A 16955-nucleotide genomic window follows, 5' to 3' on the forward strand; every position below is an offset into this window, starting at 1 on the left:
GTAAACTGAAACATGAGTTAGCCACCAGATAGCAGAGTAATCAGTTGGAAAGGAAACATCAGTATGTCGAAATATTCAAAGGAAGATATTTTACGCATGGTAGATGAGGAGGACGTTGGATTTATACGTCTGCAGTTTACAGATGTGTTTGGAACCGTAAAGAATATTGCAGTTACAGCAGGACAGCTAGAGCAGGCACTTAATAATGAGTGTTCATTTGATGGCTCAGGCATTGACGGATTTGTGCGAATCGAAGAAGATGATATGTACTTGTATCCTGATTTGGATTCGTTTGAGATCTTTCCATGGAGACCTCAGACAGGCAAGGTTGCCCGTCTGATCTGCGATATCCATAAGTGTGATGGAACGCCATTTGAGGGGGACAGCCGTTATATATTAAAGCAGGTTATCCGTGAGGCAGCCAAAATGGGAATTTATCCTTATATTGCCCCAGAATGTGAATTTTGTCTGTTTCCATATGATACAGACGGAGAGGTGATGCTGCAGACGCAGGGACATGGTTCTTATTTTGATGTGGCACCGCTTGATACAGGCGAGAATGTAAGAAGAGACATTATTCTTGCGCTAGAGGATATGGGAATTGATGTAAGAAGCTCCTATCATGAGCATTCCCCTTATCAGCATGAGATTGATTTGCAGCCAGTGAATGCGCTTGCAGCAGCCGATAATATAGTGACATTTCGCATGACATGCAAAACTATTGCCAGCCGTCATGGACTGCATGCAACATTTATGCCAAAGCCGATGAATGACTCAGATGGCTGCGGTATGCATCTTAAGATGACGCTTATGGATTTAGAAGGCAATAACATTTTGTCCGATCCAGCTGATTCATATGGACTTAGTGAGCTAGGCTATCATTTTATGGCAGGTATCATGGCACATGTAAGAGGATTGACAGCAGTAACAAATCCGCTTGTAAATTCCTATAAGCGCATTGTTCCGGGAAATGAAGCACCGGCCTATATTGTATGGTCATCAGGCAATCGCTCACCATTAATCAGCGTTCCAAGAACATCTGCAAAGGATATGCATATTGAGCTTCGAAATCCTGATCCTTGTGTAAATTCCTATCTGGCATTTGCTGGTATCATTGCAGCAGGTCTTGAAGGAATTAAAAAGGGCTTAATGCCACAGGCAGCAACAGAATTAAATATTTATCGCCTCAGTGAAGAAGAGTGTGAGAAGCTGAATTTAAAGCGTCTGCCAAAGAGTTTATCAGAGGCAGTGGAGGAAATGGAAAATGATCCTCTTGTTATGAAGACGCTTGGCGAGTATATTTCCGGCAAATATGTTCGTGCAAAAAGGCGTGAGGTAAGTCAGTATCAGGCTTATGTAACTGATTGGGAAACCCGGCAGTATCTAAACAAGTATTAAGTGTAAATATTTTGATGTAACAGATACTGCAGCACGAAAATGTTATGTGTAAAAGGGGGAATCTCAGTGACAAATGTGATAGTGGCATTTCCCAAGCCGGAGGATGCAAAAAGTATCCGAAATATTTTAGTGAAAAATGGATTCCCCGTTGTTGCTGTCTGTACCTCGGGTGCTCAGACACTTCAATATGCCGATGATCTGCATAATGGAGTAGTTGTGTGCGGATACCGATTGACCGACATGATCTATAGTCAGCTTAGGGAGGATTTGTCGGAACAATTTGATATGCTGCTTCTTGCTTCAAGGCGGTTTACAAGTGAGGTAGATGATAAAAGGATTAGATGCGTAGCTATGCCGCTTAGGGTGCATGAGCTGCTTGCAAGTGTTGATGCGGCTATAGAAGAAAGTGAACTGCGAAAGAAAAAAGCACGTCAACAGCCAAAACAGCGAAATGTGCTTGATAAGCAGCAGATTATGCTTGCAAAGGATCTTTTGATGAAGCAAAAGGGCATGACAGAGGAAGAAGCACATCGTTATCTGCAAAAAAGCAGTATGGCAAACGGGGTAAATATGATAGAGACAGCCCAGATGGTACTTTCCATATTGGGGAAAAATGTATAAGCCGTAACGGCGGAAAGAGGAGAAGAATGGCAAGAGTAAATGAAAATTATCTGAAGCTTCCGGGAAGCTATCTGTTTTCAAAAATTGGAAAGAAAGTAGCTGCTTACAGTGCAGCAAATCCAGATAAGAAGATTATTCGTTTAGGAATTGGTGATGTAACACAGCCAATTGCACCATCTATTATCGAAGCTACACATAAGGCAGTAGAGGAGATGGGTCATGCAGAGACTTTTCATGGCTATGCACCAGATCTTGGATATGAGTTTCTTCGCAGCGCCATTGCAAAGGAATATAAGGACAGAGGCTGCCATGTAGACATCGATGAAGTATTTGTTTCTGACGGTGCGAAGTGTGATTGCGGAAATATTCAGGAAATCTTTGCGGCAGACAGTGTTATTGCTGTATGTGACCCTGTTTACCCTGTATATGTTGACAGTAATGTTATGGCAGGACGCACTGGCGTTTACGATCCAAAGACCGAGACATGGAGCAATGTTATTTACATGCCGTGTACACAGGAAAACAATTTCACGCCGGCACTGCCAGAAAAGACACCAGATCTGATTTATCTTTGCTATCCGAATAACCCAACAGGAAGTGTTATCACAAAGGATGAGCTTCAGAAGTGGGTTGACTATGCAAATGAGAAGGGTTCAGTTATCATCTACGACGCAGCCTATGAAGCTTACATTTCAGAAGAAAATATTCCACATTCCATCTATGAGTGTGAAGGTGCAAGAACATGTGCAATTGAGCTTAGAAGCTTTTCTAAGAATGCCGGATTTACAGGAATGCGTCTTGGCTTTACTGTAATCCCGAAGGAATTGATGTGTGATGGTGTTGCACTTAATCCATTGTGGGCAAGACGTCATGGAACTAAGTACAACGGTGCTCCGTATATCATTCAGCGTGCAGGAGAGGCAGTTTACACTCCTCAGGGACAGGCTGAGCTTAAGGCACAGATTGATTATTACATGAATAACGCAAAAATGATCTTAACAGGTTTAAAGAGCGCAGGCTACAGTGTATCAGGAGGCGTGAATGCACCATACATCTGGTTAAAGACACCAGACGGCATGACAAGCTGGCAGTTCTTTGATTACCTGCTTGAGACTGTTAATATCGTAGGTACACCAGGATCAGGCTTTGGACCAAGCGGAGAGGGATACTTCCGTCTGACTGCATTTGGAAGTGCCGAGAATACTAAAGAGGCAATTGAGAGAATTGTAAAGATGTGATTAGAAAGAGGAAGGGCTGCTTTGTATGGAAGAATATCGCGTAAAAAAAATAAACGAAATCAAACAGACAAGCATTACAGTTCATGTGCCCGGATCAAAAAGTATTACAAACAGGGCGCTGCTTTTAGCAGCGCTCGCAAAAGGAGAGAGTGCGCTTTCGGGCGTGCTCTTTTCTGATGATTCGAGACATTTTTTGGACTGTGTGCAAAAGCTTGGAATAGAAACAAAGGTAGAAGAGGATAACTGTAATGTTACTGTAAATGGTCATGGAGGACAGGTACCGGCAAAAGATGCCGCTATATATGTCGGAAGCGCCGGAACAGCAGCGCGCTTTTTAGCAGCATTTCTGGGGCTGTCAGAGGGAACTCACTATATGGATGCATCTGCACAGATGAGAAAGCGCCCTATGGGACCGCTTTTAAAGACGCTGACTGGCATCGGAGCATCATTTTTGTTTGAGGGACAGGATGGTCGTTTTCCGTTTGCAGTGACAGGTGCAGGGCTGCTTATCGATGCTAGTGATAATGAGAAAAAGCGTATTGATGTCAGCGTTAATATTAATGACAGCAGCCAGTTTTTAAGTGCACTGCTTATATCGCTTGGCGCATATGCAGGAGAGTCTGTAATTAGGGTAGAGGGAACTCATGGCATGGCTTATATCGACATGACGGTGCGTATGATGGAGCAGTTTGGAATAAAGGTACAGTCTGAGAATGGTGTGTACAAAATTGCTAAGCAGGGAAGTTATAAGGCAAAGAAGTACGATATAGAGCCAGATGTATCTGCTGCATGTTATTTTTATGCCATGGCAGCACTTCTTGGCATTTCTATTACAGTTTCTGGCGTGCATGAAGAATCACTGCAGGGAGATGTTGAATTTGTTCATATTCTTGAAAAAATGGGCTGCATCTGTGAAGATACACCAGAGGGAATTTGCGTCAGCAAACCAGCAAACGGTATCTTAAAAGGTGTGGATGTAAATATGCACAGCTGCTCAGATCAAGCTATTACATTGGCGGCAATTGCACCATTTGCTGATACACCGACTACCATACGTGGAATCGCGCACATTCGCCTGCAGGAAAGCAATAGAATTGCGGCAATATGTACAGAGCTAACACGCATGGGTATTCACTGCGAGGAAGGCGAAGATAGTATCACGATATGGCCGGGAACGCCAAAGCCGGCACTGATCCAGACTTATGACGATCACCGCATGGCAATGGGCTTTAGCCTTGTAGGACTGCGCGCAGAGGGAATAGTCATTAACGATCCGATGTGCTGTAAAAAGACATTCGAGCATTATTTTGATGTGCTTGATGAGATTGTTGAAAAAATACAGATGTGAAACACATTGATATGAAAAAAGTTAATTAGTTTATCCGCAAACTGTAACAAAAACCGCCCATAGTTGATTCTATGGGCGGTAAATTTTTTTAGAAAGTAGTTTATGGTCTGTTATGCAGATCCACATATTCCTTTTGTGTGCTAAGTGGCTTGTAAGCAGGACGTATGATCTTATCTCCAGTGATCAGCTCTTCCATACGGTGTGCACTCCAACCGACAATACGTGCCATTGCAAAAAGCGGTGTAAACAGCTCCTCTGGAATGCCGAGCATACTATAAACAAAGCCGCTGTAGAAGTCTACATTTGCGCATACGCCTTTGTAGATTGTGCGGCGCTTTGAAATTAAATCAACAGCAAGCTGCTCTACATTGGAATAAAGCTGATAATCATCCATGAGTCCTTTTTCTACCGCAAGATCCTTGACAAAACCCTTAAAGATCTGTGCTCTTGGGTCAGAAACAGAGTAGACAGCATGTCCCATACCATAAATCAGACCCTTCTTATCAAAGGCTTCTTTGTTTAAGAGCTGATTTAAATAGAATACGATTTCATCCACATCGGATGTATCCTTTACATGCTTTTTAAGATCTTTCATCATCTGCTGAACCTTAATGTTGGCACCACCATGCTTTGGACCTTTCAGAGAACAAAGTGCAGCTGCCATAACGGAGTATGTGTCGGAGCCAGAAGAAGTGACAACGCGTGTGGTAAAGGTGGAGTTATTTCCGCCGCCATGCTCCATGTGAAGGACTAGTGCAATATCAAGAACAAGTGCTTCCAATTTTGTAAATTTCTTATCAGGACGAAGCATGCGAAGAATATTTTCAGCCGTAGACAAAGACATGTCAGGTCTGTGGATGTAAAGACTTTTATTTCTTTCATAATGGGAATACGCACGATAGCCGTAGACGGCAAGCATTGGAAATTCGCTTATAAGCATCAAACACTGACGAAGTACATTGGAGAGACTGGTGTCATTAAGTGTATCATCATAGCTTCCAAGTGTAAGAACACTTCGCGTCATGGAATTCATAATATCTTTTCCAGAAGCTTTCATGATAACATCGCGCACAAAATTAGTTGGGAGTCTGCGTAAGGAAGCGAGAAGCTCAGTAAATTCTGCCAGTTCTTTTTCATCAGGAAGTTTGGAGAATAGAAGGAGATAGGTGGTTTCTTCAAAGCCAAAACGTTTTTCTCGTACAAAGCCATTGACAAGATCGTTGATATTATAACCACGGTAGGAAAGTTTTCCTTTCTGAGGATGCTTGTTGCCTTGTTCGTCAAACCAGTAAGCAGATACGTCTGAAATATTAGTAAGTCCAGCGACAACACCGTTGCCAGCCTTATCACGAAGTCCACGTTTTACACCATAAGTATCAAAAAGAGTGGGATCCATCGCGGCATTTTCCAGACACTGTGGAATCATAGATTCAGAAAAAGAAGCTGCTTGTTTTGTTAATGCATTCATAGGTGAGACCTGCCTTTCTGCCGCAGCGGCGGCGCGTATGCGATTATTATAACGATAAAAAAGACACTTGTCAAAGGAATTGTCCCAGATAAGTGTCTTTTTATGTTGATTTTACATCATTTAAATGATTTTTTAATTTTTTTTATTTATTTCTTCCGCAGCAGTACTTATATTTTTTACCGCTTCCACAAGGACACGGATCGTTACGGCCGATCTTCTTATCCTTTACGATGGTGGTAGAAGACTTCTGCTCTTTGTAAAGCTCCTTGCGGCGCTCTGGAGTAAGAAGTGCATCCCACTGAGGAAGGGTATAAAGCCATTCAGCCTTTGCACCAACCATGTTGTAGTACAGCTTTTCTTTATCATAATCTAAAGAGAGCTCAGTTGTCTCATCCATTGTTTCGATTGGGTTTGGCTGCTTCAAACTGTCATTGATGCCATCTAAAATACCAACCATAACCATCTTGTCAATGCCGTACTTTTCAGCCAGCTGCGGGATGGTTCCGGTTACGACTTCGTTATCGGCAAGAAGAGACTCATAAAATCCCTTCTCAATTACAAAATAATGATTCCAGAACTGATTGTACTGTTCCTGAGTCATGTTCTCGTTGTAGGCACTGCCTCTCCACTGCTCAAGTAATGTCATAATAATCCTCCAATTTTTACCGTATTGCACAGATGCACCAAAAAGGGCACACACAATCAGTATAGCAGAAATCGTAGATTTTGCAAGGGGTTTGTTTACAACTCACGAGCCAACGAAAGCATTTTGACAACTTTTATTACAGCTGTTTAAGAGCCTGCAATGCATGTTTTGCGAGAATCAGAGTAAAGTGCTCCTTGTAGTGGCTCTCAGTGCCGGCATTGCAGTGGATGCTTTCTGCATATTCTGACAAAATATTGCATACTTTATTGAAGGTCTGAGGAGAGTGATCACCCTTGTGCAGGACAAGATAGTAACGGTTATGCTGCGGATCCTTATATAAAGAATTGTCAGCATCATATGCACTTTGCAGTGCACGGGATGCGCGGCAGACCTCATCAATAGACAAGAACGCATAAACACGGAAGAAATCTGGCTCAGTTATATAGGCTGGATCAGTAGGTTCATCATCGAGCTGAGCCTGTTGTTCACATAGGCGATTAAATTCCTCAATAATTTCATCTGCCTTGGTGTCTCCAAAGGCTGCCTCAATGTCTGCAAAGTCACCAGAGAAATCATCGTCATCAATTGCTGGTGAAAATTTGGAAAAACGAGTATCAATTTCATCTGGATCTTCAACCTTCGTGATTACAAGCACGAGATTATCGCCAGACATAGGAACGGCCTCAATCATAAGCGGCATGTTTTCCGCATGGAAATTAAATTCTCTTGAAGCTTGAGAAAGCATTTCCTGAAATAGAGAACGTGCCTTTTCAGAGCCATAGGCAAGTTCGCCAATATTTATATGATGGTTTTGCAGATCAGTCTGTGTTAACGTGCAGCGAATCTGCTTGTCACTTATTTTTTCAATGCGCATTCACTCACATCCTTCCTAATTCAAAATAAAAGGTGTCATGCGTGATTTTTGCGACACCTCATTAACATGATACACCTATTTTGCACATAATTCAAGAAAAATTTATCGCACGATGTATTGTACGTAATTTTTAAGGAATATTTACAATATGTAGTTTTTTCTTAAAAAAGCGTGAAGATAATTGATTTATTTCGAATTTTAGTATAAGCTGAGAGTAACGGCAGGAAAGCGAAGCGAGTAACTGCTGTTTGCTGAAAAATGGAACGCACAGACTGGCAGAGTGACAAAGCCCTTGAAAGGGAGGCAATTACGCATAAGACTCAGCACATGACGGCGAACACGGTATATGAATTACATCACACAGATTCGTATAAGAATCATACACATCAGGAAAAGCTGGATGAGAGACAGTTTTCTGGCGTGTTGTCCACTTCAGCAGACAAAAGAGAACGTAAGCCATGTTAAAATAACAAAAGAAACGAGAAAGGCAGATAGGAAATAAACAGCAGGCAGCTGCAGCACCGAACCTCTTATCTGCCTTTGCCACAAAAAGAAAAGGAAAAACTTATGGGTGATGAAAAAAATCCTGAAAAGGATTTTGAGAAGGAAAAAAAGAAAAAAATAGAAAAGGAACCAGAAAAACAGACGAAAAAGGCGCCAAAACCGAAAAAAAAGAAGAAAAAAGGGAAAGCAGGATTTTTATTTATACTTCTGATTTTATTGGCAGTGATTTGCGCAGGCGTGTATCTTTTGATTCCGTCAAAGAATCGAGTAAGCCATAATCAATATTTTGGTCTTGAGGATGACAATCAGTATGGACTTATTGTAAATTCCGAGATTGTTGATATTACGAATGGTGCACCGTTTGAGGAAAATGGTGTATGGTATCTTCCGTTTTCTACGCTTTACTATGAGATTAGCGATGCCTTTTATTATGACGGTCTGGCATTATTATATACAGATCCGCTCCAAACATATTCAGCGACGCCGGGAGAAAGCTTTTATACTGATTCAGATGGAATTAAGTATACACTGACATATCAGCCGTGCTATTTTAAAGATGGAAGCTTATGTATTGCGCTTGATTATCTTAAGCTTATGGACTACTCTTATTATACAGTTGACGATACGATGAAGTCCATCTGGGTATTTAATGACTGGAGCGAGCAGCCGCGCGCATCTTTACTGAAAGATACAAAGGCGCGTACACAGGCCGGTATCAAGAATGACATTGTGGCTTCACTTGCCACTGGTGATGTGGTTACTGTATTAGAGCAGGGAGCATCTTGGAGTCAGGTACAGACACAGACTGGTCTGATTGGATATGTGCAGAATAAGATGCTTGGTGAGATTACCGAGGAGGCAAAAGCTGTTCCGGATGGAAGACCTCTGCCAAAGTATACGAATATCGCAATGGATGAGATGGTTGTGATGGGATGGCATCAAGTCTTTAGTGAATCGGGATATAGTCAGCTTGATGATATAATCTCGACAGCAAAGGGCATGAATGTAATTTGTCCAACCTGGTTTACTATTAAGGATAATGATGGAAATATTCAAAATCTGGGTGAAAAGAAATATGTAACAAAAGCGCATAAGGCAGGCCTTCAGGTATGGGTTATGCTTGATGATATTAATATTTCAACAGATGGCCTTCAGGTTTTTGGAACAACTTCACACAGGAAAACATTGATTACAGCTGTGATTGACGCGGTGAAGGAGCTTGGAGCGGATGGCATTAATCTGGATGTGGAAACCATTAAATCTGATGTGGGACCTTCTTACATACAGTTTATCCGTGAACTGTCTGCAGCCTGCCGTAAGGAAAAGCTTGTTCTTTCGGTAGATAATTATTCACCAATGCCGCACACAGCATTTTATGACAGAACACAGCAGGGTCAGGTTGTCGATTATGTTGTTGTCATGGCATATGATGAGCATTATGTAAAAGGACCAGAAGCAGGAAGCACATCTTCTCTTGCATTTGTAAAGCAGTCGGCAGAGCGCACTATAGCCGAGGTACCAAAGGAAAAGGTGATTGTAGGTCTTCCATTTTACAGTAGACTGTGGTGTGAGACACCGGCAGATAGTGAGTCTGATAAGACTGATAATTCGCAGGTTTTTGTTGATAACAGCGATGGAACATATGATTCTAAGAACAACAAATATCTGTTAAGCAGCAAAGGTGTCAGCATGGAGGGCGAGAATAACATAATTCGTGAGCATGATCTGAGTCTGACATGGCTTGATGATGTCGGTCAGTTTTACACTGAGTATGAGGAGAATGGTTCGTGGTATCGCCTTTGGGTCGAAGATGAAAATTCTATGGATTTAAAGATGCAGGCGGCATGCTCATATGAGCCGGGAGGCGTTGCATTCTTTAAATTAAATATGGAAAATAAGGAAACGTGGAGCATTATTCGAAAATATACAGATAAGTGATGAATAAGCTATAAGATAAATCGTTCAGGTCAGCAATATATGACCTGAACGTTTTTGTCTTAAGAAGCACTGCAAAATATGGATAAGTATATGGGTAATGTCAATATACTAGAAAAGAGAATGATAAAATATGAGGTTAGTGTGAAACAGACAGCAAAATTTATAATGATGCTTTTGATTCTCTCGCTGGCATATGTAATGCCGGCAGCCACCACAAAAAAGATACAGCAGGTATCTACAGTTCCCAAAAAAACATTAACAGTGCTTCTTGATGCCGGACATGGGGCAGATGATTCAGGTAAGGTTGGAATAAACCAGGTGTTTGAAAAAGATATTAATCTGGAGATTGCAAAGTATGTAAAAGAGTTTCTTGAAAAAGAAGGAATTAATGTAGTCATGACAAGGGAAGATGACAGTCCGCTGTATCAGTCATCAGACCGCAATAAAAAACTTGCAGATATGAAAAAGCGTATTCAAATCATGGTTGACTGTGATGCAGATATAGCAGTGAGCATTCACCAGAATAGTTATACACAGGAATCAGTCAAAGGACCACAGGTGTTTTATTATAAGGATTCAGCAGAAGGAAAAAAGCTTGCTGCAAGTATACAGGAAGCTTTTGATCTTGTAATTGGAGATGAAAATACAAGAACAATAAAGCCAAACGGAGAATATTATCTGCTTGTCCATTCGCCAATGCCTCTTGTGATATGTGAGTGTGGCTTTTTAAGCAATTGGGAGGAAGCAAAGCTTCTTGCAACACCAACATATCAAAAGTCAATAGCAAAAGCAATATGTCAGGGAATATTAGAATACCTTGCGAATGAAAAGAGATTATGATAATATTAATCCGAAAATACAATAAAAGGACCATAAAAAAATGGAGACAAAAATTATTCATATAACAAAAGAAAATATAGAAGCAACCGCAAAAGAAGCCGCAGATGTGTGGGCACAGGGCGGTCTTGTTGCATTTCCAACTGAGACTGTGTATGGTCTTGGCGGAAATGGATTAAATAAGGAGGCGTCAAAGAAAATCTATGCTGCAAAAGGACGTCCATCTGACAATCCATTGATTTTGCATATCGCTGATATGGAACAGTTCTATCCGCTCATAAAGACAGATAACGCAAAGATTATTGCACGAGCAGAAGCACTTGCCGATGTATTTTGGCCCGGACCACTGACCATGATTTTGCCAAAGGCTGACAATATTCCATACGAGACAACAGGCGGTCTTGATACTGTTGCGATTCGTATGCCGTCCCACTTGGTGGCTAGGGCATTATTGCAGGAATGTAAGATGCCAATTGCAGCGCCTAGTGCAAATCTTTCAGGACGTCCAAGTCCGACAAGCGCAAGCCATGTAATTGAAGATATGAATGGACGAATCGAAATGATCATTGATGGCGGTGATGTTGGAATTGGTGTGGAATCGACAATTATTGATCTGACTGGAGAAGTGCCGATGTTGCTTCGCCCTGGCTTTGTAACACCAGAGATGCTGCAGCAGGTATTAGGCACAGTAGAGACAGATGCTGCAGTTTATCGTCAGGTAGGAAAGGATGTTCATCCTAAAGCTCCAGGCATGAAGTATCGCCATTATGCGCCAAAGGCATCTATGGTTTTAGTGGAAGGCGCGCAGGATAAGGTGATTACTTATATCAATGAGGAGGCAAAAAAGAAGAGAGAGCAGGGGCTTCGTATTGGAATTATGGCAACAGATGAGTCCAAAGAGTTGTATAAGGCAGATGTAGTTATTTCAGTTGGAAGCCGGATTTCAATGGATAGTGTTGCGCACAATCTGTTTAGGGCACTTAGAGATTTTGATGAAGAAAATGTAGATTTTATCTACTCAGAGAGCTTTGATACAAGTGGCTGCGGCTTTGCTGTTATGAATCGTTTGCTTAAAGCGGCAGGTCATCAGGTTGTGAAGCTGTGATGAAAAAAATGTGTTTAAACGGCAGATGATATATACAAGTACAGTGAAAGGGCAGAACATTGGGGAGAGAACGAATACGAAAAGTGGCACTTGTGACCATATGGATTCTGGCAGTAGCAGCAGCTGTGATTTTTCGCCATGTAGCGCGCCTGACCACAAATTTAAAATTATCTGTGTGGCTAAGTGATGGACGCACAGCAATTTATTTTATTACATATATTGTCTGGGGAATCTTGCTGCGTCGTCATGTTGTCGTGTGCTCAGTAAAAAGATGGCTAAGTGCGATAGTCTTCCTTATGCTTTTCTGGATGATTGTGCGCACAGTAAAATTTAGGCTGCCAAATACATCTGTATGGGGAAGATATTTGTGGTACAGCTATTATCTTCCAATGATTTTTATTCCTCTTTTTTGTTTGTACACATCGCTTCACATTAGAAAATCAGAGGATTACAGACTGCCGTTATGGAGCGTTTTTGCAGCAGGGATTAGTACTGCACTTTTTGTACTTGTAATGACAAATGATGTTCATCAGGCTGTTTTTTCATTTGGGGAGGAAACCTTCTGGTCAGATGATCAGTATCATTATTCGTGGGGATATTATATAGTAATGATATGGGTAGCTGTATGTATGTGCATGACATTATTATTTATGATGCGAGGTGCAAAGGTACCACACAGCAAAAAGAGAAAGCTTCTGCCGTTTGTGCCAATTATTCTGATTGGAATTTATGCTATATCGTATATTGCCAAAATACAAGCTTTAAGATTAATAGCAGGAGATATGACATCAGTAATCTGTCAGCTTGTGATGATTTCCATTACGTGTTGTATGTGGAGTGGTCTCATTCCTGTTAATACAGGCTATGAACAATTTTTTAATGGCAGCACGCTAAATGCACAGATCAGACGAAATGATGCGAGTATACTGGCAAGTAGTCATAATAGCTCGTTATTATCTGAGCAGATGGTTAGGCAGGCAATGCAGACAGGATGCTGCACAGAAAAAAATGTCCGCGTCAAGGCAGGGGCAATAAAGGGAGGTTTTGTAGTCTGGCAGGAGGATATATCTCTACTTAATACATTGCTAGAGTCACTTCAAAAAAGCGAGAAAGAGCTTGAAGTCAGCAATGCATTGTTAAAGGCAGAAAATGAAATAGAAGAAAAGCAGGCCAAAATTGCAGCTCAGACGCAGCTTTATGATAGGATAGAAGCTGATATGAAAAAAACAATTCAGCAAATTGCATCTGAGCTTTCAGAAAAAAAAGAGAATACAGCGAGAGAACAGCTTTTTAAGATCAGCGTAATTGGAACTTATATGAAGCGCCGTTGCAATCTTTTGTTTTTGGGGCAAAAAAATGATCAAATTTTGCTAGATGAGCTTTTATTTTGTATCAGAGAGTCAGTTGACAACATGAAATGGGCTGGAATTGACGGTGATGTTTTTTGCACAAAAGAGGGCAAGGTACCATTTTTATCAGCATTGCAGATGTATGATTGCTTTGAACAGATTATAGAGTTGTTTTTAAAGACAATGGAAACTATTTTTGTTAGAATAAGCACAGACAATGGAAATCTTACACTTAGAATAATGATTGCGCAAAGATTAGAAAAAAATAATGGACAACCAGTAATGATCGAGCAGGTACATGCAGTGTTTGATGAAAATACCCGATATAAGGTTATTATGGAAGAGGATGAGTGGATAATTCATGTGGAGAAATCTGTTTCAAAATCGCAGAGCAGCGATCAAGGAAGGCGGTGATAATCTTCCGATGGGGCTATGCTTTGCGGCTCAATCAGGAAATGTGTTATTTTTAAATCGAATGATGGAATCGTTAAGCTATAGGCTTATAGGAGAGTCGCTGCAAAATGCAACATATTTTTGGGACAGAATTGCAGACGGAAACTTGCAAAATGGAATTGTGTGCGAAAAACGGCCAGAGCTTACAAAAGAAAATCAATACTTGATCCGCTTTGCAAATGGAGAGTGCAGAACATTTACAAGGTCAATATTGAAGTTGGACGGCGAAGAAATCGTTGAGATTACATCAGCAGATACGACGGATCTGTATGGACTTTTGTGTGAGCAGGAACGAAAAAATAAGTCATTATTTCAGATTAGAAAACGCCTTCAGGAATATCAAAAGCAGATTGTGAAGGTAGCAAGAGATGAGGAATTGCTTCAGGCAAAGATGCGCTTTCATGATGAGCTTGGAAGAACACTTATGCAGACAAGACGAGCACTTTTGGATGATAAAGGTGAGGATGCTGTTTTGGAAGCATTAGATTCCTGGAAAAAAACAATTACGATTTTCGATTTAGGAGAGCGGCGTACAAAGACAAAAGATCCGCTTACGTATCTGATTCAGACAGCAAATGCAGTAGGTGTGAAACTTGTGTTTTTAGGAGATTTTCCAAAAGAGCAGGAAATTCGGGAACTCGCAGTGAAAATTGCAGCAGAGGCACTTACAAATGCAGTTCGTCACGCAGATGCACGGAAGCTTCGAATCGAAAGTAAAAAAGAAAATGGATGGCAAATATTGAGCTTTCAAAATGATGGAAATAAGCCGAAGGGACCAATAGAACCAGTCGGTGGACTGGCAGGTTTGATCAGGCAGATTGAGGCAGCTGGAGGAGTGGTCACAATTGAATGGACGCCAAAGTTTAGCCTTACTGTTAAACTTATCTGTACCTGCTAGCAAAGGTACAGATAAGTTTGAGCGCAAAAGCGCAGAAAGGCAGGCATATGGTAAATACAAAAAGAAAAAAATATCACACAATGATTGTAGAGGATGATCCAATGGCAGCGCGCCATCTGGAAATGGTGTTAGATAAGATGGAGGAAATCTGCATATCATATGTGATTGAAAATGCGCTGATGGCAGAGGCATATTGCTGCCGTGAACATATTGATCTGATTTTAATGGATGTCTGCACGGCAATGAATGCTAGTGGACTAGAGGCTGCTGTTAAAATTAAAAAAAATTTTCCGGCTGTGAAAATTCTTATCTTGACATCGCAGCTTGATCCGGAACTTTTACGAAGAGCGCGTGAGGCAAAAATCGAGGGATTCTGCTACAAACTTTCTGATGACAGTGAGATTACTGCGGCAATTTGCGCAGTTCTTAACGGAGAAAATGTTTATCCGGATGAAATACCAGTTGTTAAGATTGGGAATGCATGGAGCACAGAGATTGACTGGCAGCATATGAATGTTTTGAGAGAGTTATCAGCAGGAAAAATGGATGAAGAGATTGCAAAGACGCTTCATCTTTCAGTATACACTGTAAAAAAATATATATCACATTTAAAGGATATGACAGGTTATCGAAATCGCACAGAGCTGGCAGTTGCGGCAAGCCGTCTGGGATTAGTAACACCAGGATATTAAAAAGTACACAAAAGAGTATTCTTTTTCTCGTAGGAATTGTATATACTAAAAGAACAAAGATATAGTAAAAGTGAGACAACAATTAAGCTCAGAAAGGAGAGGCCTATGAGAAAAAAAGTGTACGCAGCGTGGATTTTAGCTATTATTATGGTCATGTCTGGTGTTTTATGTACACAGGCAGAGACAGTGTCTACGGGAAAGGCACATGGAAGCAAAGTAAATACGACGGGGGAGACCACTCCGACAGAAGCAGAAAAGCAGTTTGAGGAAGCAGAGCAGATTTATGTGACAGTTAGATACAGTTCGGACTGGGAATATAGTGAGTACTCATATAGTTCAGATTATGGATCTTATGTGGAGTTAAGTATTCCGGATGATGGAATTTACGTGCGAATTAATGCAAGCATCAATACCCCGCTTGACTATGCATCTGAGCTGTATGATTTTGGAATCAATGCTTATGATGTGATTGTAGAGGATTCCTGCGAAACTGTTTCAATCGGAGGAATGGAATTTGTTCAGGGAGAAAATGATTATTACAAAGCATTTTTTGGATACGATCAAGAATCTGCTATGTATGCAAAAATTATGGTATATGGAGATCCTGAGGATCCTCGTGTAACAGAACTGATAGATAATGTTACATTCCATAAAAAGGAATACACTAAAACAAAAACACCATGGTATTGGGATGGAGAGGTTTATGTCCCAAAAGATACAGAACCAGTTCAAGTAGGAAATTTCACAGTTGAAGCAGAATATCTTCCAATTGATACTGTATATCCTACCTTCAATAATGGATATTCAAAAGTAGCAAAATCAGGCGGCTGGTATTATGTACTTACAGATGGAGACGTTAGCGAGTACAGTGATGAAGATGGAGGACTCGCATATGAAGGAGATGTCTATTTTGATTTTGATGTTGAAAATATCTTTGGAGACGAAGATGGAAATCTGTATGCACTTGGAAATGGCGGACCGCTTGTTCGATGGGGTACAGAAGAGGATGAAGTGCTGCTTAATTACTGCGTAATGGTGTCACTGCATCCATCAGGAAAGAAAGCAGTTGGATGGAGCTACAGCAACAGTATCACAGAATACGACTTTGAAACAGGAACTAATAAAGAACGTGTAATTGATCCAGTTGAGGGTATCAATTCAGTCAGTGTAACAAAGGACTATCAGGCAGTGTGTGGATATAAGGAATCAGAGACATTGCTTAATATCTATGATAATAATTGGAATGAAGTGATGACAATTAGTTCAACAGATACAGAAAGCGGTATGTTAGAAGGTGTATCTGCATTTGAGCAGACACAAAATGGCTGGGTTATATTTGACAGCTGGATGGAAAATGTAATCTTTGTTGGTTTTGATGGTGCGATCCTCAAAGAGGTTTCTTATGAAGAATTATTTGGAACTTTAAATTGGCCATATGTAAATGGAACCTGCATGGACGAAGAGGGAAATGTGATTGTTGCGATTACAGATCAACGCGAAGATAATTCATGCTATGAAACAATTATTTTCAAGCTGAAGGGCTTCTGATAAGCAGCCAGAGGAGGGAGAAATCCCTCCTCTTTTTT

At 40.9% G+C, this 16955-nt stretch carries 14 protein-coding genes; 11 read left to right on the plus strand and 3 right to left on the minus strand.

The annotated features are described in order from the left end of the window. The first annotated feature begins 63 nt into the window (after positions 1-63). From glnA to aroA, 4 genes are all read left to right on the plus strand, one after another. A complete protein-coding gene (glnA, locus tag WJP93_RS05475; protein ID WP_337547251.1) occupies positions 64-1398 on the plus strand; it encodes a type I glutamate--ammonia ligase in 1335 nt (444 codons plus the stop codon). A gap of 66 nt (positions 1399-1464) precedes the next feature. Then, a complete protein-coding gene (locus WJP93_RS05480) occupies positions 1465-2019 on the plus strand; it encodes an ANTAR domain-containing protein (protein ID WP_337547252.1) in 555 nt (184 codons plus the stop codon). 26 nt (positions 2020-2045) lie between these two features. Continuing rightward, positions 2046-3257: an LL-diaminopimelate aminotransferase gene (locus WJP93_RS05485; RefSeq protein ID WP_118613665.1), complete on the plus strand. Its 1212-nt coding sequence runs from the start codon at positions 2046-2048 to the stop codon at positions 3255-3257. 25 nt (positions 3258-3282) lie between these two features. Then, positions 3283-4605 carry a 3-phosphoshikimate 1-carboxyvinyltransferase gene (gene aroA / locus WJP93_RS05490; RefSeq protein ID WP_337547253.1) on the plus strand — a complete coding sequence of 441 codons (1323 nt, stop codon included), beginning with the start codon at positions 3283-3285 and terminating at the stop codon, positions 4603-4605. A gap of 100 nt (positions 4606-4705) precedes the next feature. Here the strand turns inward: aroA and WJP93_RS05495 are convergent, their stop codons facing one another. The 3 genes from WJP93_RS05495 to WJP93_RS05505 all read right to left on the minus strand — a co-directional run bounded on the left by WJP93_RS05495 (position 4706) and on the right by WJP93_RS05505 (position 7593). Then, complete coding sequence (locus WJP93_RS05495) at positions 4706-6073, minus strand: citrate/2-methylcitrate synthase (RefSeq protein WP_337547254.1); 1368 nt, start codon at positions 6071-6073, stop codon at positions 4706-4708. A gap of 142 nt (positions 6074-6215) precedes the next feature. Continuing rightward, positions 6216-6719, minus strand: coding sequence for an SEC-C metal-binding domain-containing protein (locus tag WJP93_RS05500; protein WP_118613661.1), 504 nt, complete (start codon positions 6717-6719; stop codon positions 6216-6218). A gap of 136 nt (positions 6720-6855) precedes the next feature. Then, entirely contained in the window at positions 6856-7593 is a 738-nt protein-coding gene (locus WJP93_RS05505; RefSeq protein ID WP_337547255.1) for an adaptor protein MecA, read from the minus strand. A 567-nt stretch (positions 7594-8160) separates the two neighbouring features. Between WJP93_RS05505 and WJP93_RS05510 the strand changes: the two genes are divergently transcribed. From WJP93_RS05510 to WJP93_RS05540, 7 genes are all read left to right on the plus strand, one after another. Then, positions 8161-10035: a glycosyl hydrolase family 18 protein gene (locus WJP93_RS05510; RefSeq protein ID WP_337547256.1), complete on the plus strand. Its 1875-nt coding sequence runs from the start codon at positions 8161-8163 to the stop codon at positions 10033-10035. A 78-nt stretch (positions 10036-10113) separates the two neighbouring features. Beyond that, positions 10114-10875, plus strand: coding sequence for an N-acetylmuramoyl-L-alanine amidase (locus WJP93_RS05515; RefSeq protein ID WP_337547257.1), 762 nt, complete (start codon positions 10114-10116; stop codon positions 10873-10875). 40 nt (positions 10876-10915) lie between these two features. Next, a complete protein-coding gene (locus WJP93_RS05520; RefSeq protein WP_118615807.1) occupies positions 10916-11977 on the plus strand; it encodes an L-threonylcarbamoyladenylate synthase in 1062 nt (353 codons plus the stop codon). Positions 11978-12036: 59 nt separating this feature from the next. Then, entirely contained in the window at positions 12037-13740 is a 1704-nt protein-coding gene (locus WJP93_RS05525) for a hypothetical protein (protein WP_337547258.1), read from the plus strand. Continuing rightward, on the plus strand, positions 13688-14677 hold the full coding sequence (locus WJP93_RS05530) for a hypothetical protein (protein WP_337547259.1): 990 nt from the start codon (positions 13688-13690) through the stop codon (positions 14675-14677). Before WJP93_RS05525 ends, WJP93_RS05530 begins: the two co-directional genes overlap by 53 nt. A 47-nt stretch (positions 14678-14724) precedes the next feature. Beyond that, positions 14725-15369 carry a response regulator transcription factor gene (locus WJP93_RS05535; protein ID WP_337547260.1) on the plus strand — a complete coding sequence of 215 codons (645 nt, stop codon included), beginning with the start codon at positions 14725-14727 and terminating at the stop codon, positions 15367-15369. Positions 15370-15474: 105 nt separating this feature from the next. Continuing rightward, entirely contained in the window at positions 15475-16917 is a 1443-nt protein-coding gene (locus tag WJP93_RS05540; protein WP_337547261.1) for a hypothetical protein, read from the plus strand. Positions 16918-16955: the final 38 nt, after the last annotated feature.

The sequence above is a fragment of the Anthropogastromicrobium sp. genome (assembly GCF_037349415.1).
GTDB lineage: Bacteria > Bacillota > Clostridia > Lachnospirales > Lachnospiraceae > Anthropogastromicrobium > Anthropogastromicrobium aceti.

Bases quoted from the DNA above. Each gene is read 5' to 3' on its own strand.
- glnA (WP_337547251.1), top strand. From the start codon at position 64: ATGTCGAAATATTCAAAGGAAGATATTTTACGCATGGTAGATGAGGAG.
- WJP93_RS05485 (WP_118613665.1), top strand. From the start codon at position 2,046: ATGGCAAGAGTAAATGAAAATTATCTGAAGCTTCCGGGAAGCTATCTG.
- aroA (WP_337547253.1), top strand. From the start codon at position 3,283: ATGGAAGAATATCGCGTAAAAAAAATAAACGAAATCAAACAGACAAGC.
- WJP93_RS05495 (WP_337547254.1), bottom strand. From the start codon at position 6,073: ATGAATGCATTAACAAAACAAGCAGCTTCTTTTTCTGAATCTATGATT.
- WJP93_RS05500 (WP_118613661.1), bottom strand. From the start codon at position 6,719: ATGACATTACTTGAGCAGTGGAGAGGCAGTGCCTACAACGAGAACATG.
- WJP93_RS05505 (WP_337547255.1), bottom strand. From the start codon at position 7,593: ATGCGCATTGAAAAAATAAGTGACAAGCAGATTCGCTGCACGTTAACA.
- WJP93_RS05510 (WP_337547256.1), top strand. From the start codon at position 8,161: ATGGGTGATGAAAAAAATCCTGAAAAGGATTTTGAGAAGGAAAAAAAG.
- WJP93_RS05515 (WP_337547257.1), top strand. From the start codon at position 10,114: ATGGATAAGTATATGGGTAATGTCAATATACTAGAAAAGAGAATGATA.
- WJP93_RS05520 (WP_118615807.1), top strand. From the start codon at position 10,916: ATGGAGACAAAAATTATTCATATAACAAAAGAAAATATAGAAGCAACC.
- WJP93_RS05530 (WP_337547259.1), top strand. From the start codon at position 13,688: ATGTGGAGAAATCTGTTTCAAAATCGCAGAGCAGCGATCAAGGAAGGC.
- WJP93_RS05535 (WP_337547260.1), top strand. From the start codon at position 14,725: ATGGTAAATACAAAAAGAAAAAAATATCACACAATGATTGTAGAGGAT.
- WJP93_RS05540 (WP_337547261.1), top strand. From the start codon at position 15,475: ATGAGAAAAAAAGTGTACGCAGCGTGGATTTTAGCTATTATTATGGTC.